The 22,387-nt window shown below is 61.2% G+C and carries 24 protein-coding genes; 12 read left to right on the top strand and 12 right to left on the bottom strand.

Going from position 1 to position 22,387, the window contains the following annotated elements:
- Positions 1-38: 38 nt before the first annotated feature.
- From nlpI to yedF, 5 genes are all read left to right on the top strand, one after another.
- Positions 39-923: a lipoprotein NlpI gene (nlpI, locus tag WFM45_RS18810; RefSeq protein WP_004933495.1), complete on the top strand. Its 885-nt coding sequence runs from the start codon at positions 39-41 to the stop codon at positions 921-923.
- A 122-nt stretch (positions 924-1,045) separates the two neighbouring features.
- The gene (gene yrbN, locus WFM45_RS24670; protein WP_223182019.1) at positions 1,046-1,120 is read left to right on the top strand and encodes a protein YrbN; all 75 of its coding nucleotides are present in this window, start codon (positions 1,046-1,048) and stop codon (positions 1,118-1,120) included.
- A complete protein-coding gene (locus WFM45_RS18815; protein WP_033641661.1) occupies positions 1,110-3,032 on the top strand; it encodes a DEAD/DEAH family ATP-dependent RNA helicase in 1,923 nt (640 codons plus the stop codon). Before yrbN ends, WFM45_RS18815 begins: the two co-directional genes overlap by 11 nt.
- A 146-nt stretch (positions 3,033-3,178) precedes the next feature.
- On the top strand, positions 3,179-4,393 hold the full coding sequence (yedE, locus tag WFM45_RS18820) for a selenium metabolism membrane protein YedE/FdhT (protein WP_336956806.1): 1,215 nt from the start codon (positions 3,179-3,181) through the stop codon (positions 4,391-4,393).
- On the top strand, positions 4,390-4,629 hold the full coding sequence (gene yedF / locus WFM45_RS18825) for a sulfurtransferase-like selenium metabolism protein YedF (protein WP_004933486.1): 240 nt from the start codon (positions 4,390-4,392) through the stop codon (positions 4,627-4,629). The genes yedE and yedF overlap by 4 nt, the downstream gene beginning before the upstream one ends.
- 37 nt (positions 4,630-4,666) lie before the next feature.
- Here yedF and WFM45_RS18830 read toward each other — a convergent pair whose 3' ends face one another.
- Positions 4,667-5,680, bottom strand: coding sequence for a luciferase-like monooxygenase (locus WFM45_RS18830; RefSeq protein ID WP_033633542.1), 1,014 nt, complete (start codon positions 5,678-5,680; stop codon positions 4,667-4,669).
- 231 nt (positions 5,681-5,911) lie between these two features.
- On the opposite strand from WFM45_RS18830, the gene WFM45_RS18835 reads away from it, so the two are divergent.
- The 3 genes from WFM45_RS18835 to WFM45_RS18845 are packed head-to-tail and all read left to right on the top strand — an operon-like array spanning position 5,912 to position 9,158.
- The gene (locus WFM45_RS18835) at positions 5,912-6,883 is read left to right on the top strand and encodes an HlyD family secretion protein (RefSeq protein WP_336956809.1); all 972 of its coding nucleotides are present in this window, start codon (positions 5,912-5,914) and stop codon (positions 6,881-6,883) included.
- Positions 6,865-8,019 carry an ABC transporter permease gene (locus tag WFM45_RS18840; protein ID WP_336956811.1) on the top strand — a complete coding sequence of 385 codons (1,155 nt, stop codon included), beginning with the start codon at positions 6,865-6,867 and terminating at the stop codon, positions 8,017-8,019. The genes WFM45_RS18835 and WFM45_RS18840 overlap by 19 nt, the downstream gene beginning before the upstream one ends.
- Positions 8,016-9,158, top strand: coding sequence for an ABC transporter permease (locus tag WFM45_RS18845; protein WP_033631631.1), 1,143 nt, complete (start codon positions 8,016-8,018; stop codon positions 9,156-9,158). The genes WFM45_RS18840 and WFM45_RS18845 overlap by 4 nt, the downstream gene beginning before the upstream one ends.
- 454 nt (positions 9,159-9,612) lie before the next feature.
- Here the strand turns inward: WFM45_RS18845 and WFM45_RS18850 are convergent, their stop codons facing one another.
- The gene (locus WFM45_RS18850; RefSeq protein ID WP_336956813.1) at positions 9,613-10,491 is read right to left on the bottom strand and encodes a U32 family peptidase; all 879 of its coding nucleotides are present in this window, start codon (positions 10,489-10,491) and stop codon (positions 9,613-9,615) included.
- 11 nt (positions 10,492-10,502) lie between these two features.
- Positions 10,503-11,498 (bottom strand): ubiquinone anaerobic biosynthesis protein UbiU, encoded by a 996-nt coding sequence (gene ubiU / locus WFM45_RS18855; RefSeq protein ID WP_033631633.1) that lies wholly within the window; start codon positions 11,496-11,498, stop codon positions 10,503-10,505.
- Positions 11,499-11,756: 258 nt separating this feature from the next.
- Between ubiU and ubiT the strand changes: the two genes are divergently transcribed.
- Both ubiT and WFM45_RS18865 read left to right on the top strand, forming a co-directional pair.
- Positions 11,757-12,278 (top strand): ubiquinone anaerobic biosynthesis accessory factor UbiT, encoded by a 522-nt coding sequence (gene ubiT, locus WFM45_RS18860; RefSeq protein ID WP_033633544.1) that lies wholly within the window; start codon positions 11,757-11,759, stop codon positions 12,276-12,278.
- Positions 12,272-12,775: a GNAT family N-acetyltransferase gene (locus WFM45_RS18865; protein ID WP_021504238.1), complete on the top strand. Its 504-nt coding sequence runs from the start codon at positions 12,272-12,274 to the stop codon at positions 12,773-12,775. The genes ubiT and WFM45_RS18865 overlap by 7 nt, the downstream gene beginning before the upstream one ends.
- On the opposite strand, the gene WFM45_RS18870 is transcribed toward WFM45_RS18865, so the two are convergent.
- The 4 genes from WFM45_RS18870 to speFL all read right to left on the bottom strand — a co-directional run bounded on the left by WFM45_RS18870 (position 12,762) and on the right by speFL (position 17,073).
- Positions 12,762-13,067, bottom strand: coding sequence for a GIY-YIG nuclease family protein (locus tag WFM45_RS18870; RefSeq protein ID WP_025305084.1), 306 nt, complete (start codon positions 13,065-13,067; stop codon positions 12,762-12,764). The genes WFM45_RS18865 and WFM45_RS18870 overlap by 14 nt on opposite strands.
- Before the next feature lie 86 nt (positions 13,068-13,153).
- Positions 13,154-14,470 carry a putrescine-ornithine antiporter gene (potE, locus tag WFM45_RS18875; RefSeq protein WP_028127578.1) on the bottom strand — a complete coding sequence of 439 codons (1,317 nt, stop codon included), beginning with the start codon at positions 14,468-14,470 and terminating at the stop codon, positions 13,154-13,156.
- A gap of 62 nt (positions 14,471-14,532) precedes the next feature.
- Complete coding sequence (gene speF / locus WFM45_RS18880) at positions 14,533-16,695, bottom strand: ornithine decarboxylase SpeF (RefSeq protein WP_016929309.1); 2,163 nt, start codon at positions 16,693-16,695, stop codon at positions 14,533-14,535.
- A gap of 273 nt (positions 16,696-16,968) precedes the next feature.
- A complete protein-coding gene (gene speFL, locus WFM45_RS18885) occupies positions 16,969-17,073 on the bottom strand; it encodes a leader peptide SpeFL (RefSeq protein WP_004933443.1) in 105 nt (34 codons plus the stop codon).
- Between the two features lie 433 nt (positions 17,074-17,506).
- Here speFL and WFM45_RS18890 point away from each other — a divergent pair, with 433 nt between their 5' ends.
- Positions 17,507-17,947: a YhbP family protein gene (locus WFM45_RS18890; RefSeq protein ID WP_015376428.1), complete on the top strand. Its 441-nt coding sequence runs from the start codon at positions 17,507-17,509 to the stop codon at positions 17,945-17,947.
- Between the two features lie 30 nt (positions 17,948-17,977).
- The gene (locus tag WFM45_RS18895; protein ID WP_074055392.1) at positions 17,978-18,610 is read left to right on the top strand and encodes an NAD(P)H-binding protein; all 633 of its coding nucleotides are present in this window, start codon (positions 17,978-17,980) and stop codon (positions 18,608-18,610) included.
- Here the strand turns inward: WFM45_RS18895 and phnP are convergent.
- The 5 genes from phnP to phnL are packed head-to-tail and all read right to left on the bottom strand — an operon-like array spanning position 18,567 to position 22,373.
- Positions 18,567-19,349: a phosphonate metabolism protein PhnP gene (gene phnP, locus WFM45_RS18900; protein WP_336956823.1), complete on the bottom strand. Its 783-nt coding sequence runs from the start codon at positions 19,347-19,349 to the stop codon at positions 18,567-18,569. The genes WFM45_RS18895 and phnP overlap by 44 nt on opposite strands.
- 15 nt (positions 19,350-19,364) lie before the next feature.
- Positions 19,365-19,967 carry a DapH/DapD/GlmU-related protein gene (locus WFM45_RS18905; RefSeq protein ID WP_015376431.1) on the bottom strand — a complete coding sequence of 201 codons (603 nt, stop codon included), beginning with the start codon at positions 19,965-19,967 and terminating at the stop codon, positions 19,365-19,367.
- A complete protein-coding gene (gene phnN, locus WFM45_RS18910; RefSeq protein ID WP_033631639.1) occupies positions 19,964-20,533 on the bottom strand; it encodes a ribose 1,5-bisphosphokinase in 570 nt (189 codons plus the stop codon). The genes WFM45_RS18905 and phnN overlap by 4 nt, the downstream gene beginning before the upstream one ends.
- Complete coding sequence (gene phnM / locus WFM45_RS18915; protein WP_004933428.1) at positions 20,533-21,669, bottom strand: alpha-D-ribose 1-methylphosphonate 5-triphosphate diphosphatase; 1,137 nt, start codon at positions 21,667-21,669, stop codon at positions 20,533-20,535. The genes phnN and phnM overlap by 1 nt, the downstream gene beginning before the upstream one ends.
- Entirely contained in the window at positions 21,669-22,373 is a 705-nt protein-coding gene (gene phnL, locus WFM45_RS18920; protein ID WP_033631640.1) for a phosphonate C-P lyase system protein PhnL, read from the bottom strand. Before phnL ends, phnM begins: the two co-directional genes overlap by 1 nt.
- Between the last annotated feature and the right edge of the window lie 14 nt (positions 22,374-22,387).

Below are 22,387 nucleotides of genomic sequence, written 5' to 3' on the forward strand. Positions count from 1 at the left end.
CAGGACGTTCATCCAATGTTTGTCTTCGGGAGTGGGAAATGAAGCCTTTCTTGCGCTGGTGTTACGTTGCGACAGCACTCATGCTGGCAGGATGCAGCAACCATGATTGGCGTAAAGACGAAGTTTTGGCAATCCCGTTGCAGCCTACGTTGCAGCAGGAAGTGATCCTGGCGCGCATGGAACAAATTCTTGCCAGCCGGGCACTGACGGATGACGAACGCGCACAGCTTTTATATGAGCGCGGTGTGCTGTATGATAGCCTCGGGTTACGTGCATTAGCGCGCAATGATTTCTCGCAGGCGCTGGCGATACGTCCCGACATGCCGGAAGTTTTCAACTACCTGGGCATTTACTTAACGCAGGCAGGCAATTTTGATGCTGCCTATGAAGCGTTTGATTCTGTACTAGAGCTTGATCCAACTTACAATTACGCGCGTTTAAACCGGGGCATCGCACTGTATTATGGCGGCCGCTTCCCGTTGGCGCAGGATGATCTGCAGGCGTTTTATCAAGACGACCCAAACGATCCCTTCCGTTCGTTATGGCTGTATCTGGTGGAGAGAGAAATCGATCCCAAGAAGGCCGAGGTAGCGCTTCAGCAGCGCTATGACAAAGCGGACAGAGGGCAATGGGGATGGAATATTGTCGAATTCTACCTGGGCAAGATCAGCGAAAAAACGCTGATGGAACGCCTCAAGGCAGATGCAACGGATAACACTTCGCTCGCTGAGCATCTCAGTGAAACTGACTTCTATTTGGGTAAACACTACCTGAGTCTGGGGGACAAGGACACCGCTTCGGCGCTGTTCAAACTGACGGTGTCTAACAACGTTCACAACTTCGTTGAGCACCGCTATGCATTGTTGGAATTGGCGCTTTTGGGCCAAGAGCAAGACGACCTATCGGAATCGGACCAGCAATAGCTGACGAACACCTATCAGCCTGATGGACATTGGTTTTTAACCAAAGTTATCGCCTTCACGGGCGAGGGCTTTTTTGTTCGTTTTATAATCTAATTTGAGCCGGTTCACACTTTTCAATGAAAATGACTGAAAATTTTCTCGACGAGTTATGTAGACTGGCTGCCATTATTAATGAGGCACGTGTACATGACGACTGAGTTTGAAACCTCTTTTGCCGATCTGGGGCTGTCTGCTCCAATCATTTCCGCCCTGAACGATCTGGGCTATGAAAAACCATCTCCGATCCAGGCTGAGTGTATTCCTCACCTGTTGAACGGCCGCGACGTGCTGGGCATGGCGCAGACCGGTAGTGGTAAAACTGCAGCGTTCTCGCTGCCGCTGCTGCACAACCTGCAGGCAGACCTGAAAGCACCTCAGATCCTGGTGCTGGCGCCGACCCGCGAACTGGCGGTTCAGGTTGCCGAAGCGATGACCGATTTCTCCAAACACATGAACGGCGTCAACGTGGTAGCCCTGTACGGCGGCCAGCGTTACGACGTGCAGCTGCGCGCTCTGCGCCAGGGCCCGCAAATCGTTGTGGGTACCCCAGGCCGCCTGCTGGACCACCTGAAGCGCGGCACCCTGAACCTCTCTAACCTGAGCGGCCTGGTGCTGGATGAAGCCGACGAAATGCTGCGCATGGGCTTTATCGAAGATGTAGAAACCATCATGGCTGAGATCCCGGCTGAACATCAGACCGCGCTGTTCTCCGCCACCATGCCGGAAGCGATCCGTCGCATCACCCGCCGCTTCATGAAAGAGCCGCAGGAAGTGCGCATCCAGTCCAGCGTGACTACCCGTCCGGACATCAGCCAGAGCTACTGGTCGGTCTACGGCATGCGTAAAAACGAAGCGCTGGTGCGTTTCCTGGAAGCCGAAGACTTTGACGCGGCGATCATCTTCGTCCGTACCAAGAACGCGACCCTGGAAGTGGCCGAAGCGCTGGAGCGCAGCGGTTACAGCAGCGCCGCGCTGAACGGCGACATGAATCAGGCGCTGCGTGAGCAGACCCTGGAGCGCCTGAAAGACGGTCGTCTGGATATCCTGATCGCGACCGACGTTGCGGCCCGTGGCCTGGACGTTGAGCGCATCAGCCTGGTTGTCAACTATGACATCCCGATGGACTCCGAGTCTTACGTTCACCGTATCGGCCGTACCGGTCGTGCGGGCCGCGCCGGCCGCGCGCTGCTGTTCGTGGAAAACCGCGAACGCCGCCTGCTGCGCAACATCGAACGCACCATGAAGCTGACCATCCCTGAAGTGGAACTGCCGAACGCAGAACTGCTGGGTGAGCGTCGTCTGGCCAAGTTCGCGGCGAAAGTTCAGCAGCAGCTGGAAAGCAGCGATCTGGATCTGTACCGCGCGCTGCTGACCAAACTGCAGCCGGAAGAAGAGCTGGATATGGAAACCCTGGCCGCCGCGCTGCTGAAAATGGCTCAGGGCGAACGTCCGCTGATCCTGCCGCCGGATCCGGTCTTCAAGCCGCGTCAGCGTCGTGAGTTCAACGACCGTGACGATCGCCGCGGCGACCGTCGTGACAGCCGCGACAGCCGTGACGGCGATCGTCCGCGTCGCGAACGTCGTGACGTTGGCGAAATGCAGCTGTACCGCATCGAAGTGGGCCGTGACGATGGCGTAGAAGTGCGTCACATCGTTGGCGCTATCGCTAACGAAGGCGACATCAGCAGCCGTTACATCGGCAACATCAAGCTGTTCGCTTCCCACTCCACCATCGAGCTGCCAAAAGGCATGCCGGGCGAGATCCTGAATCACTTCACTCGCACTCGCATCCTGAACAAGCCGATGAACATGCAGCTGCTGGGCGATGCACAGCCGTTCGAACGTCGCGAGCGTCGTGACGGTGGCAACGGTGGCGAGCGTCGCGGCAACGGTCGTCCGTTCAACGGCGAACGTCGCGAAGGCGGCCCACGTCGCTCCTTCGGCGAACGTCGTGAAGGCGGTAACGGCGGCGAGCGTCGTGGCGGTAACTACAACCGCGACGGCAAGCCGGCGCCACGCCGTGATGACGGCGCACCGGCAGCACCACGTCGTCGTTTCGGCGACGCGTAATCGCCGATTCACCGTTCGCGGTGAAGCGCTCTGAAAAACCAGCCTGCGGGCTGGTTTTTTTATGCCTGAAAGTTGCCGTCAAACGCCCCTGAATGGCGTATCATTCATAAGGTTTTTTCTTACGGATGATATGCACGGGAGATGCCATGAGTTGGCAGCAGTTTAAATCTCAATACCTGGTGCGCTTTTGGGCGCCGCTGTCGGCGGTGATCGCCGCCGGGATCCTCTCTACCTACTACTTCGGCATGACCGGCACCTTCTGGGCGGTGACCGGCGAATTCACCCGCTGGGGCGGCCATGTGCTGCAGTGGTTCGGCCTGCACCCCGAGCAATGGGGCTATTTCAAGGTCATCGGCCTGCAGGGCACGCCGCTGGAGCGCATCGACGGGCGCATGATCATCGGCATGTTCGCCGGCTGCATCGCCGCCGCGCTGTGGGCCAACAACATCAAACTGCGTCAGCCGCAGCACCGCATTCGCATCGTGCAGGCGCTGCTGGGCGGCATTATCGCCGGCTTCGGCGCACGCCTGGCGATGGGCTGCAACCTGGCGGCGTTCTTCACCGGCATTCCGCAGTTCTCGTTGCACGCCTGGTTCTTCGCGCTGGCGACCGCCGCCGGCTCCTACTTCGGCGCCAAATTCACGCTGCTGCCGATGTTCCGCATTCCGGTCAAATTGCAAAAGGTGAAGGCCGCCGCGCCGCTGACGCAGAAGCCTGAGCAGGCGCGCCGCCGCTTCCGGTTGGGCATGGCGATCTTCGGTCTGGCGGTGGCCTGGTCGCTGTGGACGCTGTTCGATGCGCCGAAGCTTGGCATCGCCATGTTGTTCGGCATCGGCTTTGGCCTGCTGATCGAGCGCGCGCAGATCTGCTTCACTTCGGCGTTCCGCGATCTGTGGATCACCGGCCGCACCCACATGGCGAAAGCCATCATCATCGGCATGGCGGTGAGCGCCATCGGCATCTTCAGCTATGTGCAGCTCGGCGTGGCGCCGAAGATCATGTGGGCCGGCCCGAATGCAGTGCTGGGCGGTTTGCTGTTCGGCTTCGGCATCGTGCTGGCCGGCGGCTGCGAGACCGGTTGGATGTACCGCGCCGTGGAAGGGCAGGTGCACTACTGGTGGGTGGGGCTGGGCAACATCATCGGCGCTACGCTGCTGGCCTATTACTGGGACGACCTGGCGCCGGCGCTGGCGACCGACTACGACAAGATCAACCTGCTCGATACCTTCGGCCCGATCGGCGGCCTGCTGGTGACTTACCTGCTGCTGGCGCTGGCCTTCGCCGCCATGCTGTGGTGGGAGAAACGCTTTTTCCGCGCCCGGCCTGAGGCGCAGGTGGTGAATTTGAGGAGCATGCCATGAAAGAGACGACGATAGTGCCGGACTACCGGCTGGACATGCTGGGCGAGCCTTGCCCGTACCCGGCGGTGGCGACGCTGGAGGCGATGCCGCAGCTGAAGCCGGGGGAGATCCTGGAGGTGATCAGTGATTGTCCGCAGTCGATCAACAACATCCCGCTCGATGCGCGCAACCACGGCTACAAGGTGCTGGATATCCAGCAGGACGGGCCGACTATCCGCTATCTGATCCAGCGTTAACGCCGAGGCGGTGGGGTTCCCACCGCCTTTTCGCTTTTTAGCCCTTCACGATGTCGCCTTTCACGCCGGCGACGATCTCGAACGAACGCAGCCGCGCCTGATGATCGAAGATCTGGCCGTTGACCATGATCTCGTCGGCATCGGTTTCACGCAGCAGCGTTTGCAGCCCGTGACGCACCGTTTTTTCATCGCCGACGATCGACATCCGCAGCGCCTGTTCGACGCCGTATTGCTCACCGGCGGTCCACAGCGCGTGGATGTTATCCACCGGCGGCGGCAGCGGGCCGGGCGAACCGCGGCGCAGATTGATGAACTGCTGCTGCATCGAGCTGAACAGGAAGCGCGCGTCGCGGTCGCTGTCGGCGGCGATCACGTTGACGCACACCATGGCGTGCGGCTGCGCCAGCTGTTTGGAGGGTTTGAAGTTCTCGCGGTACAGCTGCAGCGCCTGGAACAGCATATCCGGGGCGAAGTGCGAAGCGAAGGCGAACGGCAGGCCGAGCTGCGCCGCCAGCTGTGCGCTGTAGAGGCTGGAGCCGAGCAGCCAGAGCGGCACATGCAGCCCCTGGCCCGGCACTGCCTGCACCGGCTGGCCGGGCTGCGCGTCGCAGAAGTAGTTTTGCAGTTCCTGCACGTCGCGCGGGAAGGTATCCACATCGCCGGACAGGTGGCGGCGCAGCGCCATCATGGTGCGTTGATCGGTGCCGGGCGCGCGGCCCAGCCCCAGATCGATGCGGCCGGGGTAGAGCGATTCCAGGGTGCCGAACTGTTCAGCGATCACCAGCGGCGCATGGTTCGGCAGCATTACGCCGCCGGAGCCGAGGCGAATGCTCTGGGTGCCGGCGGCCAGATAGCCCAGCAGCACCGAGGTGGCGGCGCTGCCGATGCCGGTCATATTGTGGTGCTCGGCCAGCCAGTAGCGCTGGTAGCCCCAGCGTTCGGCGTGTTGCGCCAGATCCAGCGAACAGTGGAAAGCGTCGCGCGCCTTGGCCCCTTGCGGGATTGGCGATAAATCCAGTACCGAAAGCGGTACGGCAGTGTGTTCAGTCATGACATCGTCCATCAGAGAGTGGATCGCTTAAAGGGCGATTGCAGGAGTCTGCATACTAAAAGGCCGAAAAAAGATGCTTTTTAGTGTTAAAAGCATAATCCAATTTATAGTTATAAAAGAGGAGATATGTGCTTGTGATATCCTCATGAGTGCAATGGTGTTTTTTGGAGCAATTTGAGACATGGAAATGATGATCCCCGCCCGCCGCTTACCGTTCCGGGAGCCGATATAATGAAAAAAAAGACGCTGTTTACCCTGTTGCTGATGATGGTGGCGATCGCATTGGCGATCCTGTTCCGCGCGCACAATCAGGATCTGTTGCTGCAGGGTGAAGTGGATGCCCCCGAAGTGATCGTCGCATCCAAGGCGAAAGGCCGGGTTGTTGAACGCCTGATCGAACGCGGCGATGACGTGAAAAGCGGCCAGCTGATCATCCAACTCGACAGCCCCGAATTGATGGCGCAGCTGCGTTCCGCGCAGGCGATGCGCGACGAGGCCAAAGCGCAGCTCGAGCTGTCGCTGCACGGCACCCGAGAAGAGAGCATCCGCAACCTGCGCGCCAACCTGGCGCAGGCCGAGGCGCAGTACCGCAATGCGCAAAACGACTACAACCGTAACCTGAGCGTGGCCGGCAAGGGCTATATCTCGAAGTCCGAGCTGGACGCTTCGCGCCGGTCGCGCGACACCGCCTTCCAGCAGGTGCAGGCCGCCAAGGCCAACCTGGATGAAGGCATCAACGGCGACCGCGTCGAGCAGCGGCAGCAATATGCGGCGGCGCTGCGGGCGGCGGAAGAGAACCTGCTGCAGATCCAGGCGCAGAGCGACGATCTGCAGGTGAAAGCGCCGGTGGACGGCGAAGTGGGGCCGATCCCGGCCGAAGTGGGCGAATTGCTGAACGCCGGCAGCCCGCTGGTGACGTTGATCCGGGTGCCGGACGCTTACTTCGTGTTTAACCTGCGTGAAGACATCCTGGCCCACGTGCGCAAAGGCGACAAGGTCAAGCTGCGGGTGCCGGCGCTGAAGGACAAAATGATCGACACCGAGGTGCGCTACATCGCGCCGCTGGGGGATTACGCCACCAAACGCGCCACCCGCGCCACCGGCGACTTCGACCTGAAAACCTTCGAAGTGCGCCTGTATCCGTCACAGCCGGTGGACGGCCTGCGTCCGGGGATGAGCACCTTATGGCAATGGAAAGAGTAAGGGCCGGCTGGCGCTGCTTCAGTCACGCGTTCGACAAAGAGTGTCGCGTCGCCTTTCGCAGCCCGGTGGTGCACTGGCTGAGCTGGATCTTTCCGCTGATCCTGTTTGCGCTGATCAGCAGCAACTTCTCCGAAGGCACGCTGCTCGATCTGCCGGTCTCGGTGGTGGACAGCGATCACAGCCCGCTGTCCAAATCGCTGACGCGGCGGCTGGACGCCGGGTCGCACGCCCACGTCGAGGCATACGGCGGCGGGCTGCCGGAGTCGCTGAGCCGCCTGCGCAGCGCGCAGGATTACGCGTTGCTGTATATCCCACCGGACTTTGAGGCCAATGCGCTGTCGGGCAAACAGCCGAGCGTGGTGATGTACTACAACGCGCTGTTTTACGGCGCCGGGTTGTACTCCACCCAGGACTTTGGCGGCCTGATGAACGAAATCAACGCCAGCACCCGCAGCATCATCGCCACCGAGATGGGCAAAACGTTGCCGCCGCTGGCGGACGTGACGCTCTCCTACGGCAGCCTGTTCAACGCCAGCGGCAGCTATATCTATTACCAGCAGTTCGCCGCCACCATCCACCTGCTGCAGCTGTTCGCGGTGACCTGCATGATCTACGTGCTGGCGCGCAGCAAGTCGCTGCTGCAGGCCAAGCCGTTCAGCCTGGCGCTGCTCGGCAAGCTGGCGCCGTACACGCTGTGTTTCACCACCCTGCTGATGGTGGAGATCGCGGCGCTGGTGGGCATCTTTGACGCCCGCGTCAGCGGCAATCCGCTGTTTATGCTGATGATCGGCCTGTTCTATGTGATGGCGGCGCAGAGTATCGGCCTGCTGCTGTACACCTTTACCGGCAGTACCATCACCGCGTACAGCCTGATCGGTATTTTGGTCAGTATCGCGATGACCTTCTCCGGCATGGCGGTGCCTGAGCTGTCGATGCCGCTGCCGGCGCGCATCATTTCCAACATCGAACCGCTGACCCACGCGCTGTACGCGATGTTTGACGTGTTCCTGCGGCAGGTGCACGCCAGCGCCATCTTCAGCGTGTGCGCGCTGCTGGCGGTCTATCCGCTGGTGGCCGCGCTGCTGGTGCGCAATCGCCTGCCGGCGCGGCTGACAAAAGAGGGGAGCGCCGGATGAAGCTTTATTGGCAAACCTTCGTTAAAGTGCTGCTCGGCATGCTGGAGCGGCCGGTGTGGCTGATGCTGATCCTGTCGCTGTGCATCATGAGCCTGGTGTACGCCAACCGCACGGTGTGGGATCTGCCGGTGGGGGTGATCGATCAGGATCACAGCACCGCCAGTCGGCAGCTGATCCGCCAACTGGACGCTACCTCCAAGATCGCGATTGAAACCTACGACAGCCTGGAACAGGCACAGCGCGATCTCAGCTGGCGCAAGCTGTTTGCGGTGATCATCATGCCGGTGGATCTGGAGAAGAAAATTCTCAGCGGGCAGAACATCGTGGTGCCGATGTACGGCGACGCCACCAACCGCCTGGCCAACGGCCAGATCCAGCAGGACGTGGTGGCGGCCTATCAGCAACTGCTGACGCAATACAACAACGGGCTGCTGCTGCGCAGCGGCTTCAGCGAACGGCAGGCGCAGATACTGCTGACGCCGATACTGGGGCAAACGCTGGACGTGTTCAACCCTGGCATCAGCTTTGCGGCGATCATCTTCCCCGGCCTGCTGGTGATGCTGTTGCAGCACTCGCTGCTGATCGCCTGTATCCGCGTCAATATCGCCATGAAGAGCATGCCCGGCGGCAAGGCGCCGCTGGCGGCGCACCTCGGCGGGCTGACGGCGCTGCTGCCAATCTGGCTGTTCCTGTCGATTGTGTTGTTCGTGCTGTGGCCGTGGGTATTGGGCTATAGGCAGACGGCGAACATCGCCGAGCTGCTGCTGCTGACCTTCCCGTTCCTGCTGGCGGTATTGGGGCTGGGCAAGCTGGTGACAGAATGTCTGCGCAGCGTCGAGATGATCTACCTGACGCTGGCGTTCATCACCACGCCGATCTTCTACCTGTCCGGCACTATCTGGCCGCTGCAGTCGATGCCGGCCTGGGTGCGCGCCATCTCGTACAGCATCCCCTCCACTTGGGGCACCAAGGCGATCGCCGGCGTCAACCAGATGGGGCTGTCGCTGAATGAGGTGTGGGGCGACGTCGCCATGATGCTGGTGCTCGGCGTGGTCTATACCCTGCTGGGCTTCGGCGTCGGCTTCTTGCGCAACAGCGTGGCGCTGCGCGGGATGTTCAGGAAGCGGCGGGCGAGTTGATCCCCTCATTGCCCCTTTATTTGGCGACTAACATTAATGCTTTTAATTTCAATAAAATGCATTCTCTGTCGGAAAAAGGGGGGGTGAGTAAAGGCTATTACCTTTTGCTCTCAGTAGGTTAGGATCACTTACTAACTGTTCACTGCCGTACAGGCAGCTTAGAAAACCGTCGTGGCGCATCCGTGGGTGTTTGGGCTGTTCACTGCCGTACAGGCAGCTTAGAAATGAAAGATGGCCAGATCTAAATCCAGCGCGGCGTGCACTGCCGTATAGGCAGCTTAGAAAATGCGGCGCTGGTCATAGTCGTTTAAGTCGTCGTTCACTGCCGTACAGGCAGCTTAGAAAAAAGAGAAGTTGGGTTTGGGGTATAAGTATGTGTTCACTGTCGTACAGGCAGATCTGCAGATCTAATGAGCACCACAATGGGTGCTCATTTGTTGAATGCAAGGGGGCTTCACCCCACCAACTCCAGCCCCGCCACGCGGCGCCAGTAGCCGTTGCAGTCGGCGTGGTCGGTCAAGGCCAGCGGCTGCTCACCGCGCTCGTTGGCGCGGAAGGCGTCGATTTTCGCCAGCGTCTCGGCGCCCTGCGGCGACAGCCGCACGATGTCCACCAGCCCCTGCATGCTTGGCAGCTCGTTGCCGAGGTTGTAGCAGTAACCGCTCATGGTCTGGATGCCGTTGAGCACGAACACCTGCTGTTGTTCCTGGGAGCGCATCATGCGGCCCTGCGGATATTTGATGCAGCAGGTTTCGCACTCGTCCTTGCCGCGGTTCTCCGAGCGGGCGGTGAAGCAGCGCGCCGAGTAGGCCAACGGCAGGTGGCCGTAGCTCAGCACCTCCACCTCGAAATCGTGGCGGAAGCCCAGCTCGTCGCACTGCGTCAGCAGGTTGGCCAGCCAGTCGCGCGACAGCTCGACCGGCATGCACCAGCGCACCATGCCCTGGCGGCGCAGCAGGCGCAGGGTATAGGCGTTGTAGCAGTTCAGCGCATGGCCGGCGACGAACGGCAAGCCGCGTTCCGCCGCCATGTTCACCGCGCCCAGATCGTTGGCTTCCAGCAGGAACTCGCCGTTCTCCACATAGCGTTTCAGCTCATTCAGCTCGGACGGCGCCTGCAGCAGCGCCAGCGTGGAGATAACCACCTGTTTGCCGCTGCGGGCGATCTCGCGCGCCAGCGCCAGCCAATCGCTGACCTTCATCTCGCGCCGTTTGGTGCAGACGCTCTCGCCAAGGTAAATGATGTCGGCGCTGCTCTCCGCCGCCTGTTGATAGAACGCCGCGATGTCGGTTTTCGGCCAGTAGTAGAGTACCGGCCCCAGTGCGTATTTCATGTTTCCTCCGGCTACTGCCATTTGCGGTGATAGGCGCCCAGCGTGGTCTGGGTGCCTTCGGACATCGCGCCCAGCGTCTCCATCCAGGCGGCGTCGGCGCGATAGGCGGCGGGATTGGCCTGACAACGGTCGATCGCCTGGCGCCAGACGCGCGCCACCTGGCTGACGTAAGCCGGGCTGCGCTGGCGGCCTTCGATCTTCACCGAGGCGATGTTGGCGGCCAGCAGCTCCGGCAGCAGCTCCAGCGTATTGAGGCTGGTGGGCTCTTCCAGCGCGTGGTAGCGCACGTCGTCCACCAGATAGCGGCCCTTGCACAGCGTCGGGTAACCGGCGTTTTCGTGATCCTGGTAACGGTCGATCAGCACGTCGTTCAGGCGCGACTCCATGCCCTGCGGGGTTTGCTGCCAGCGCACGAAACGCGCCGGCGAACAGGCGCCGACGGTGTTCGGCGACTCGCCGGTCAGGTAGGAGGAGAGGTAGCAGCGCCCCTCGGCCATGATGCACAGGCTGCCGAAGGCGAACACTTCCAGCGGCACCGGGCTGGTGCGCGCCAGCTGTTTCACCTGGTGCATCGACAGCACGCGCGGCAGCACCACCCGGCCCACCTCGAAGTTGCGCTGGTAGAAACGGATCGCTTCCTCGTTGGTGGCGGAAGCCTGCACCGAAACGTGGCGCTCCAGCTGTGGGTAGCGCTGGGCGGCGTATTCCAGCATCGCCAGATCCGCCAGAATCAGCGCGTCGGCGCCCAGTTGGGCGGCCATATCCACCGCGCGCTGCCAGCGGGCGTAGCCGTCGGGATGGGCGAAGGTGTTGATGGCGATATGCAGTTTACGGCCGTGGCGATGCACGTAATCAACCGCTTCCTGCAGCTTTTTCTCGGTGAAGTTGAGGCCGGCGAAGTGGCGCGCGTTGGTATCGTCTTTCAGACCGATGTAAACGGCGTCGGCGCCGTTATCCACCGCGGCCTTCAGGGCCGGCAGGTTGCCGGCGGGGCAAAGCAGCTCCATAGATTTATCCTGGCTTAGCCGTACGCCCGGCCGGGCGCACGCTGTCTTTAAAGGTTGCCGGCGGCGGTGTTCCGCTGGCAAACGCGAATCGGGGAGGCCATTTTAGGCAAAGGGGCGCACACAGGTTTTGATTTGGGGCAGCTTATGGCGTATTGATAAACATGGCGGTGAAATGCACTATTTGTTGATATAGACCGCTGAAGCCGCGCGCCAGTGTGGCAAAATAGCGGTAGTCCGTATTGAAAGGAGTGGATGACCGTGTTGGAACAACTACGAGCACGCCTTGTGCGCCAGGGGCCGTCGCTGCTGCGCATCCCGCTGAAATTCACGCCGTTCGCCCTGCAGCGCCAGCTGCTGCAACAGGTGCTGAGCTGGCAGTTCCGTCAGGCGTTGGCGGATGGGGATCTGGAATTTCTCGAATCGCGCTGGTTAAAGATCGAAGTTCGCGATCTGGCGCTACACTGGTTTATGACGGTAGAAAACGACAAACTGGTGGTCAGCCAGCACGCCGAAGCGGACGTCAGCTTCAGCGGCGACGCCAACGATCTGATCCTGATCGCGGCGCGCAAGCAAGATCCGGATACGCTGTTCTTTCAGCGTCGGCTGCAGATTGAAGGGGATACCGAATTGGGCCTGTATGTGAAAAATTTGATGGACGCCATCGAGCTGGAAAGCATGCCTGCGCCGCTGCGCATGGGGCTGCTGCAGTTGGCTGATTTTGTCGAAGCAGGGCTGCAGGAGGGCACGGCGTCGGCTTCCCGTGTGGCGGTATCATGCTGATCCGCGTAGAGATCCCGGTAGACGCGGCGGGCATCGACGCCTTGCTGCGCCGCGCCTTTGGCCGCGACGACGAAGCAGACCTGGTGCAGCAGCTGCGCGAAGATGGCCTGCTGACGCTGGGCGTGGTCGCCACTGACGACGAAGGTGGCGTAGTGGGTTACGCCGCGTTCAGCCCGGTAGACGTGGCCGGCGAAGATCGCCAATGGGTGGCGCTGGCGCCGCTGGCGGTAGACGAAAGCCTGCGCCGCCAGGGGCTGGCTGAAAAGCTGGTGTACGAGGGGTTGGATTCGCTGAACGAATTCAGCTACGCCGCGGTGGTGGTGCTGGGCGATCCGGCCTATTACGGCCGCTTCGGCTTCAAACCGGCCGCCGCCTATGGCCTGAATTGTCGCTGGCCGGACACGGAAAGCGCATTCCAGGTGTATCCGCTGGCGCAAGACGCTCTGAATGGCGTCAGCGGCGAAGTGGCTTTTTCGGCGCCGTTTAATCGCTTTTAACCACCGGCAATAGATACGCCAACGACAGCGGCGGGTGATTCACCAGCCGCTCTTTTTGTATTTTGCTCAGCTGTTTGACGCGGTATTCCAGCTTCAGCGCCGTTGAGCGATCCCCCACCTGGCAGTGAAACGCCAGCGTCAGCTCCCCTTTACCGCGCAGCGCCTTGGCGCCTTTGCCGGCCTGATGCTGCGCCAGGCGGCGCGCCACGTCGGTGGTGATGCCGGTATACAGCATGCCGCTCGGTAAACGCAGCATATAGAGGTGCCAGGGAGTGGGGGTAGTGTCGGTCATCGTACGCCGTTTCGGTGGCCAGGGTCGGCGTATGATGGCATGTTCGCCATCACAATCCCATCCCCGGCCGCCGGTGCCCTACCGCTTTACCCCTTTTTTCCCGCCAGCTCAAAGCGCGGCGAGACGATGCCGTACAGCGTCCAGCCGAGGAAGGTGGCGATGGCGCCCCACATCATCGCTTCCTCACCGGAGCTGTAAAGCGCATAGAAGCTGTACAGCGCGCCGATGCCGGCGATGATATTGGCGATGCGCGCCTTGTTGTCCGGCACCTTCGCCACTTTCTGAATAATGACCAACGCCGCCATCGACAGGATGTACGGGATGATGTTGGTCACCACCGCCAGGTTCACCAGCACGTTGAACTGCTTGTTCAACGATGGGCTGATGGTCATCAGCGACAAACCGCTCTGGATGACGACGATGGTCAGCATGCCTTTAACCGGCGCGTCGGCCTTGCTCAGCTTGGAGAAGATTTTCGGGAAGAAGCCGCTGTCGGCGGAGGATTTGAACACCTGGGCGATGGTGAACTGCCAACCGAGCAGCGAGCCGACGCAGGACATCACCATCAATGCCATGATGATCTTGCCGACCGTCGGGTTGAACATGTGGGAGAACGCCAGTCCGAACGGGGCGGTGGAGTTGGCCAGATCCATGTTCGGCACGATGCCGGCGATCACGTTGGTCGAAACGATATAGATCACCGCCGCGCTGAGGGTGCCGCCCAGTACGGCGATCGGCACGTTGCGCTCCGGGTTTTCCACCACGTCGGTGTTGGCGCAGGCGGATTCCAGCCCCAGGAATGCCCACAAGGTCATCGAGATCGAGGCGCCGATGGCTTCGAAGGTCGGCACCTGATGCGGGTTCCAGGCGGCGACGTAGGCGCTGCCGCTGAACCAGTACCAGCCGATGACCGAGATGCCCACCACCGGAATGATCACGCCCCAGACGGTGATGCCGCTGATTTTGCCGGTAATGCGCGCACCGCCGAAGTTGGCGACGGTCGCAAGCCACAGCACGCCGATGGTGGCGATGCAGATCCCGAGCGGGCTGAGCGTAGCGCCAAACAGCTCGGTGCCATAGCCGACGGCGGAAATGGCGATGGCGATATTGGCGATCAGCAGCGAAACGCCATAGGTGTAGTTCGCCATAAAGTTGCCTGATTTACCGAAGGCGTATTCGGCGTAGCCGCCCATGCCGCCGGATTTACGGCTGAACATGCCGCATTTGGCGAAGGCGTAGGCCAGCGCCATCGAGCCGACGGCGGTCACCAGCCAGGAAACGATCGAAATCGTGCCCACTTCGGCCAGCTTGGTTGGCAGCATAATTATGCCGGAACCCATCATATTCACGGCGGTCAGGATCGTTAATTGCACGACCCCCATTTTATTATTGGACTTACTCATGATCATTTTCTCTTTTAGGATGCGATCCGGGCGGCGAGAATAATCGCCGCCCCGTAAGGTGATTAATTTTTCATGACGTAGCCGTAAGCGCGGTTCCAGCCGTCCTCATCCTGTTGGATATAAACGCCCTGCAATTCCGGCGCGAATCCCGGCAATAAGTTGATGCCTTCTTCCAGTGCCAGGAAATAACGCTGCGCGGCGCCGCCCCAAATTTCGCCGGGCACCACGCACAGCACGCCTGGTGGGTAAGGCAGGGCGCCTTCGGCGGCGATGCGGCCCTCGGCCTTGGCCAGCGAGACCAATTCCACATTGCCGCGAACGAACTCGGTATTGGCGTCCTGCGGGTTCATCACAACGCGCGGGAAATAACTTTTGCGGAACATCTCTTTTTGCAGTTCTTTAACGTCATAGCTGACGTAAAGGTCGTGCATTTCCTGGCACAGCTGGCGGATGGTGTAGTTTTTGTAGCGCTGCTGGTGGTTTTTATAGACCGCAGGCAGCACCTCGCTGAGCAGGGAGTTTTGCTCGATGTGCTTCTCGAAGCGGGCGATCAGGGCCACCAGGTGCTGCATCTTGGCGATGTCTTCCGCCGGCGTCAGCAGGAACAGGATCGAGTTGAGATCGCATTTTTCCGGCACGATGCCGTTTTCGCGCAGGTAATTGGCCAGAATGGTCGCCGGGATGCCGAACTCGCTGTAGCTGCCGGTCGCGGTATCGATGCCCGGCGTGGTGAGCAGCAGTTTGCACGGATCGACGAAGTACTGCGATTCGGCATAGCCCTCAAAAGCGTGCCATTTTTCGCCGGGCACGAAGTTGAAGAAGCGCAGATCGTTGGCCATCGCCGCGGTGTCATAGGCCTGCCAAGGCTTGCCGTCGATCTGATCCGGCACGAACGGTTTGATCATCGTGCAGGTATCCAGCAGCATTTTGCGCGCTTCGATGCCCACGCGCACACATTCTTGCCACAGGCGCTGGCCGCTCTTGCCCTCGTGCATCTTGGCGTTGACGTCCAGCGCGGCGAACAGCGGGTAGAACGGGCTAGTGGAGGCGTGCAGCATAAAGGCGTTGTTGAAGCGCTTGTGGTTGCAGTAGCGGCTCTGCCCCTTGATATGCTTGTCTTTTTTGTGGATCTGCGAGGTCTGCGAGAAACCGGCCTGCTGTTTGTGCACCGACTGGGTGACGATGATGCCGGGATCGTTTTCGTTCAGCTCCAGCAGCAGCGGCGAGCAGTCTTTCATCATCGGAATGAACTGCTCATAGCCCACCCAGGCGGAGTCGAACAGGATGTAGTCGCACAGGTGGCCAATTTTGTCGACCACCTGGCGGGCGTTGTAGATGGTGCCGTCGTAGGTGCCGAGCTGGATGATCGCCAGGCGGAACGGGCGAGCCTCGTTGGCGCGTTCCGGCGCCACTTCGCGGATCTGTTGGCGCAGGTAGCGTTCGTCGAAGCAGTGCGCGTCGATGCCGCCGATAAAGCCGAACGGGTTGCGCGCGGTTTCCAGGTAAACCGGCGTAGCGCCGGCCTGGATCAACGCGCCGTGGTGGTTGGATTTATGGTTGTTGCGGTCGAACAGCACCAGGTCGCCGCGCGTCAGCAGGGCGTTGGTCGCCACCTTGTTCGAGGCCGAGGTGCCGTTGAGCACGAAGTAGGTCTTGTCGGCGTTGAACACCTTGGCGGCGTGCTGCTGCGCGGCGCAAGGCGCGCCTTCGTGGATCAACAGATCGCCCAGTTTGACGTCGGCGTTGCACATGTCGGAGCGGAAAAGCGTTTCGCCGTAGAAGTCGAAGAACTGGCGGCCCGCCGGGTGTTTGCGGAAGAACTCGCCGCCCTGGTGGCCGGGGCAGGCGAAAGTGGCGTTGCCCATTTCTACGTATTGCGTCAGCGTGTTGAAGAACGGCGGCAGCAGTTCGCTCTCATATTTGGCGGCGGCGGCCTCCAGCTGTTTGCCGTAGAACTGGGTATTCTTGCCGCACAGTTCAAACACACCGTGCAGCGCCGGCAAGACGGCGTTATCCAGCTCTTCTTCGCAGCAGACGGCGACGAACAGCGGAATGTTCAGGCCGTGTTCTTCGATGCGCGCCACCATGCCTTGCGCGACGTCCTCCACCGACAGCACGATGGCGGCGACGTCATTGAAATCGCTGTGATGCACATCGACGATGTCGCGTTCAGTTTCAAAGCAGCCGAGGGTTTGGGTGTTGGCGGCAATTTTTAATTTTTTCATTTTTCTCATTCTTCAGGCAAAGGCATTCCGCCGGCAAATAATTCCATTTGCCGTTAACGCCTTCACGAAAATAAAGGTGTGCGAGAACCCAGTGATGCCGAAAGGCATTAACTGTGTTCGCTGTTTTATTTATCCTGGATGCGCTTGGCCGAAATTAAAAATGTGTTGCGTGTCCTTCCCGCTTAGCGAGAAAAAGACATTATCACCGGAGTGCGGAGAATAAAGTGAAACGCAAAGACACTCTTAACAACGGCGTAAGAGCGAGGGGGAGGGTTATCTGTAGTTGAAGAATGCGAAGCTAAAGCAGCTGCGATGAGCCATCATCATAATATGGGTTGTACGCCTGATGTGCGCCATTTTTCGGTTATTGTTTTCCATTTTCTAATCCACCTTGCTGAGTGAAAAGATGGCGCTATTTTAGCGCAAGATGCACTAAAAATTGTGATGAGAGTCACATAAATGCCGGTTTTTATAAATAACTATTCATAAGTTATGCAGTGAGTTGCATAAATCGTGTTCAGGGAGTCAACTGGGTATGTAAATAAATTGCTAATCGGTGCCGGACGTGTGCGTTAAATTTGCGTGTCGTCAGGATGAGAACAATAAAATCGCTCGATTAACCGGTTGCATAACGATCAAATAAATCCGTCTTGTATTTTTTATGTTATAAATCCGCTTTGGGCTTAGGTTAATAAAAATGCATTTATTGTGTTTTTATATTCAATTTTGTTTCTTGATGATTATCGTTATTTGTGACTCGCCTCAACAACGCAGGGTAAGATGAAGTGAGTGAACAGGGAGGCGAGTAACCTTGAATACCCCAGAACAACGGCAGCAGATTGCGGATTTTATCGGTAAACAACACGTCTTGACGCTGTGCGCCGGCGACGGCCTCGACATGTGGTGCGCCAACTGTTTTTACGTGTTCGACGCCGCGACGATGGCGCTGTGGCTGATGACCGAACCGCACACCCGCCACGGCGGGCTGATGCTGAACAACGGCCGGGTGGTCGGCACCATCGCGCCGAAGCCGAAAAGCATCGCGCTGATCCGCGGCGTGCAGTACCGCGCCGAGGCGGTGCTGCTGAGCGGCGAAGAGGCCGAGGCGGCGCGCGCGCGTTACTGCAAGCGTTTCCCGATCGCCAGGGCGATGAAAGCCTCGGTTTGGCGGCTGGATCTGCACGAGGTGAAGATGACCGACAACACCCTCGGCTTCGGCAAGAAGCTGCACTGGGCGCGGTCTATACTTTAAGTCGACGTATTGATTACAACGGGAGATTGCATGGCGCGAGCACTGTTAGTCGGCGCAACCGGGCTGGTGGGGCGCGAGTTGCTGCAGCGGTTGCAAAGCGATCCGCAGATAACGGCCATCGTGGCGCCGACGCGCACGCCGCTGCCGCCGCACGGCAAGCTGACCAATCCGGTCGGCGATGCGCTGTTCGAGCTGCTGAGTAGCCTGCAGCAACCGGTCGATCTGGTGTTCTGCTGCCTGGGCACCACCCGCCGGGCGGCGGGCAGCGCCGATGCCTTCCGCTACGTCGATTATCAACTGGTGGTGGAGAGCGCGCTGACCGGCCGCCGGTTGGGGGCGCAGCACTGTCTGGTGGTGAGCGCGTTGGGCGCCAATGCGGATTCTACCTTCCTGTATAACCGCACCAAAGGCGAAATGGAGCAGGCGCTGCGCGAACAGCGCTGGCCGCGCCTGACGCTGGTGCGGCCTTCCATGCTGGTGGGGGATCGCCCGGCGCCGCGCCTGATGGAGCGCCTTACGCTGCCGCTGTTCAGGCTGCTGCCCGGCAAATGGCGCGCGGTCGCCGCCAAAGACGTGGCGCAAACGCTGCTGCAGCAGGCGTTCACGCCGGGCGAAGGGGTCAGGGTGCTGGAGTCGGATCGGCTGCACTGCTACCGAGACTGACGCTGAGGTGATCGAACGCCAGCTCCAGCCCGGCGGGCAGTTCATTGTCCAGCAGCCACCGATCGAGATGATGGCTGATGTGCGTCAACAGCGTGCGTTTGGGCTGCAGCAACCGCTGCGTCTCCTGCGCACGGGTCAGATCGTTGTGGTTGCGCGGCGCCTGCGGCTGAGGCGGCAGGCTGCAATCGAGCACCAGCAGATCCAGCGCCACGTTCTGCAGATAGTCGGCGGTGGCCGGCGGCAGGCCGACGGTGTCGGTCAGGTAGGCCAGCGCAGCGCCCGCCGCCTGGATCAGATAACCGTGGGTCAGTTTGGAGTGTTGCAGCGGCAGCGGGGTGATGCGCATGCCGCCCAGTTCGACGGTGGCGAAGGGCGCCAGCGGCGGCTGAAACGCCAGAATGCCGGGGTGTTTGAACAGATCGTCGCAGCCCTGTTCATCCGGCGGGCCATACACCGGAATGGAATTTCCGCACCCCCAACGCAAAGGAAATAACCCCTGAACGTGATCCATGTGGTAATGTGTCAGTAAAAAACGTTGAATTTGCCCCGCCGAAAATCGCCGCTCCAAAGCCAGCAATCCCGCATCCAATAAGGTCGTTTCCCCCTGATAGTTGAGCATGGCGCTGCACGCTCGCCGCCGAAATGCCGGCTCGCGCCGCGCCCGTTGGCAGATCGGGCAGTCGCAGCCGAACACCGGCACCTGCTGCGCGCCGCCGGTGCCGAGAAAGGTCAGTTGCATCGCTCCCCTCCGTTGTTAAAGGTACTTCTGCGCAAAGCGGTTGATGTCGCGAAAATCCGCCAGCCGCGCCTGCAGCGTGGCGTGATCCCAGTGCCACCACTGGCTGCGTTCGATACGCTCTATCAGCGCATCGTCAAAGCGCATGCCGATCTTTTTGGCCGCCACGCCGGCGACGATGCTGTAGGGTTCCACGTCTTTGGTGACCACCGCCGCGCTGCCGATCACCGCGCCGTTGCCGACGCTGACGCCCGGCATCAGAATGGCGTTATGGCCGATCCACACGTCGTGGCCGACGGTGACGTGGTGCTCGCGCCGCCAGTCGAAGAACGCTGCGTCATCTTCCCCCAGCCCGTATTCGGAAGCGCGGTAGGTGAAGTGGTGCTGCGCGATGCGCTGGTAGGTCGGGTGGTTGCCGGGATTGATGCGCGCATAGGAGGCGATGGAGACGAACTTGCCGATGGTGGCGTAAAAGATCTGGTTGTGCCCGGCGGTGTAGGAGTAGTCCCCCATCTCCACCTCTTCCAGGATCGCATCGTCGGCCAGATGCACATACTGGCCGAGCCGGGTGCGGTTAAGGGTCACGTTGTCGCCGATTTTCGGCTGGGCGAAGTCGTTCATGGCGTCGCGTCCTGAGTTTGTCGGGTAGAGGTCGGCAGCAGCGCCAGCAGCGCCGCCAGGGTGTCGTCGAGTGGGCCGTCGTTGTGCAGCACCCGGCAGCCGGCGGGCAGGCTCTGCTGATATTCCGCCGCCCGCGCCAGCCGCTGCTCGATCTGTTCGGCGCTTTCCCGCCCGCGATCCTGCAGGCGCCGGCGCAGGATCGCGGCGCTGACCTGCAGGCACACCGGCAGCAGCTGCGCCCCGTAGCGCTGCTGTGCCTGCGGCAGGTGGGCGCGCGAACCGTTGACCGCCACGTCGATCCCCTGCAGCAGCCAAAGATCCACTTCGATCCCGAACGCGTAGCGCTGCTGGTGCGCCTGCCAGTCGAGCGCGAACAGCCCCTTGGCGCGGCGGCGCAGAAATTCGGGTTCGCTCAGCGCAATATGATTCTCGCAGCCGGCGTCCGCCGGCCGGGTGATATAGCGGTGCGCCACCAGCGGCGCGCGGTCGGCGTCGGCCCGCAGCGCGGCCAGCAGGCTGTCCTTGCCTGCGCCGGAAGGCCCCATCAGATAGATGAGCCGCGCCATCAGAACACCTGCCTGCCCTGGCGCCACACGTTCTGCACATAAACGTGCTCGCCGTGCGGCCGCGCCAGCACCAGATCCGCCCGCAATCCTTCGGCGATGGTGCCGCGATCCTGCAGATCCAGCGCCCGCGCCGGGTTGCGGGTGATCATGCGCACCGCCTGGGGCAGATCGTAGGCGTTGCGTTCGTCCGCCGCGAGGCGAAACGCCGCGTCCAGCAGGCTGGCCGGGTAATAATCGGAAGAGAGAATGTCCAGCACCCCCAGCGCCGCCAGGTGGTGCGCCGCCACGTTGCCGGAGTGGGAGCCGCCGCGCACGATGTTCGGCGCGCCCATCAGCACCTGCAGGCCCTGCTGGTGCGAGGCGCGGGCGGCCGCCTCGGTGGTGGGGAACTCGGCGATGGCGCTGCCCAGCGCGCAGGATTCGGCCACGTGCGCGGCGGTGGCGTCGTCATGGCTGGCCAGCGAGATGCGGCGCGCGCGGCAGTGGGCGGCGATCGCCTCGCGGTTCGGCGCGGCCCAGCGGGCGGACAGGGCGACCTGCTGCTCCTCGTACTCGCTCATCTGCTGGTCGTTGAGGTGGTATTTGCCCTGATAATATTCGCGGTATTTTTCGCGCGAGGCGAACTGGCGCTGGCCCGGCGAATGGTCCATCAGCGACACCAGCGACACGCCCGGCTTGTCCATCAGCTGTTCGAACAGCGGCAGCGTGCTCTCGTGCGGCAGCTCGCAGCGCAGGTGCAGCCGGTGCTCGGCGCGGTTCACTCCGGCGCGCTGGCTGTGGATCACCGCGTCGATCATCTTCTGCAGGTTTTCCAGCCGGTGGCCGCCGTCGCGCACGTCGCCGATCGCCACTGCGTCCAGCACCGTGGTGATGCCGTTGGCCACCATCAGCGCATCGTGGCTGCTCATCGCCGAATGGGCCGGCCAGTCGACGTTCGGGCGCGGGGTGAAAAACTTGTCCAGGTTGTCGGTATGCAGCTCGATCAGCCCCGGCAGCAGCCAGCCGCCGTCGCCGTCCAGCGCCTGCGGCAGCCGGCTCGGGCCGTCGGCGAAGCTGCGGATCACGCCGTCCTGCATCTCCAGCGAGCCTTGCACCACCTGGTCATCCAGCACCAGCTTAACGTTATTGACGATCATCAGAGGGCCTCCAGCGCCTGCGGCGCCTGCATGTCATAAAGCCGGTCGGCGACCTGTCGGCGGACGCCTTCATCGTGAAAAATGCCGACGATCGCCGCGCCGCGCGCCTTGGCGCGTTCGATAAGCTGCACCACCGCCGCGCTGTTGCGGCTGTCGAGCGAGGCGGTCGGTTCGTCCAGCAACAGAATGGGGTAGTCGACGATAAAGCCGCGCGCGATGTTCACCCGTTGCTGTTCGCCGCCGGAGAAGGTTGACGGCGCCAGCGGCCACAGGCGCGGCGGCACGTTGAGCGCAGCGAGCAGCGCTTCGGCGCGCTCGCGGCATTCGGCGCGCTCGACCCCCTGTTCCAGCAGCGGCTGCATCACCACCTCCAGCGCGCTGATGCGCGGGATCACCCGCAGGAACTGGCTGACCCAGCCCAGCGTATGGCGGCGCACCGCCAGAATCTGACGCGCATCGGCGCTGACCATGTCCAGCCAGTCGCCCTGGTGGTTGATCCAGATATGGCCGCTGTCCGGCAGGTAGTTGGCGTACAGCGAGCGCAGCAGGGTGGATTTACCGCTGCCGGAGTGGCCGTGCAGCACCACGCATTCGCCGCCGTGGACCGTCAGGTTGGCGTCGTGCAGCACCGGCAGGCGGGTGCCGTACTGCTGATGCAGCACAAAGGTTTTACTGAGATGTTCAACTCGGATTTGCATAGTCATCTGTTATCGCCTTG

It is taken from the genome of Serratia sp. KG1D (assembly GCF_037150675.1).
In the GTDB taxonomy this organism is placed as follows: Bacteria; Pseudomonadota; Gammaproteobacteria; order Enterobacterales; family Enterobacteriaceae; genus Serratia; species Serratia nematodiphila.

Bases quoted from the DNA above. Each gene is read 5' to 3' on its own strand.
- phnN (WP_033631639.1), bottom strand. From the start codon at position 20,533: ATGGCGCGGCTCATCTATCTGATGGGGCCTTCCGGCGCAGGCAAGGAC.
- WFM45_RS18815 (WP_033641661.1), top strand. From the start codon at position 1,110: ATGACGACTGAGTTTGAAACCTCTTTTGCCGATCTGGGGCTGTCTGCT.
- WFM45_RS18830 (WP_033633542.1), bottom strand. From the start codon at position 5,680: ATGACTGAACACACTGCCGTACCGCTTTCGGTACTGGATTTATCGCCA.
- WFM45_RS18895 (WP_074055392.1), top strand. From the start codon at position 17,978: ATGGCGCGAGCACTGTTAGTCGGCGCAACCGGGCTGGTGGGGCGCGAG.
- nlpI (WP_004933495.1), top strand. From the start codon at position 39: ATGAAGCCTTTCTTGCGCTGGTGTTACGTTGCGACAGCACTCATGCTG.
- WFM45_RS18865 (WP_021504238.1), top strand. From the start codon at position 12,272: ATGCTGATCCGCGTAGAGATCCCGGTAGACGCGGCGGGCATCGACGCC.
- WFM45_RS18870 (WP_025305084.1), bottom strand. From the start codon at position 13,067: ATGACCGACACTACCCCCACTCCCTGGCACCTCTATATGCTGCGTTTA.
- speF (WP_016929309.1), bottom strand. From the start codon at position 16,695: ATGAAAAAATTAAAAATTGCCGCCAACACCCAAACCCTCGGCTGCTTT.
- ubiU (WP_033631633.1), bottom strand. From the start codon at position 11,498: ATGGAGCTGCTTTGCCCCGCCGGCAACCTGCCGGCCCTGAAGGCCGCG.
- phnP (WP_336956823.1), bottom strand. From the start codon at position 19,349: ATGCAACTGACCTTTCTCGGCACCGGCGGCGCGCAGCAGGTGCCGGTG.
- phnL (WP_033631640.1), bottom strand. From the start codon at position 22,373: ATGACTATGCAAATCCGAGTTGAACATCTCAGTAAAACCTTTGTGCTG.
- WFM45_RS18845 (WP_033631631.1), top strand. From the start codon at position 8,016: ATGAAGCTTTATTGGCAAACCTTCGTTAAAGTGCTGCTCGGCATGCTG.
- WFM45_RS18835 (WP_336956809.1), top strand. From the start codon at position 5,912: ATGAAAAAAAAGACGCTGTTTACCCTGTTGCTGATGATGGTGGCGATC.
- speFL (WP_004933443.1), bottom strand. From the start codon at position 17,073: ATGGAAAACAATAACCGAAAAATGGCGCACATCAGGCGTACAACCCAT.
- WFM45_RS18840 (WP_336956811.1), top strand. From the start codon at position 6,865: ATGGCAATGGAAAGAGTAAGGGCCGGCTGGCGCTGCTTCAGTCACGCG.
- yedE (WP_336956806.1), top strand. From the start codon at position 3,179: ATGAGTTGGCAGCAGTTTAAATCTCAATACCTGGTGCGCTTTTGGGCG.
- WFM45_RS18850 (WP_336956813.1), bottom strand. From the start codon at position 10,491: ATGAAATACGCACTGGGGCCGGTACTCTACTACTGGCCGAAAACCGAC.
- yedF (WP_004933486.1), top strand. From the start codon at position 4,390: ATGAAAGAGACGACGATAGTGCCGGACTACCGGCTGGACATGCTGGGC.
- potE (WP_028127578.1), bottom strand. From the start codon at position 14,470: ATGAGTAAGTCCAATAATAAAATGGGGGTCGTGCAATTAACGATCCTG.
- phnM (WP_004933428.1), bottom strand. From the start codon at position 21,669: ATGATCGTCAATAACGTTAAGCTGGTGCTGGATGACCAGGTGGTGCAA.
- WFM45_RS18905 (WP_015376431.1), bottom strand. From the start codon at position 19,967: ATGAACGACTTCGCCCAGCCGAAAATCGGCGACAACGTGACCCTTAAC.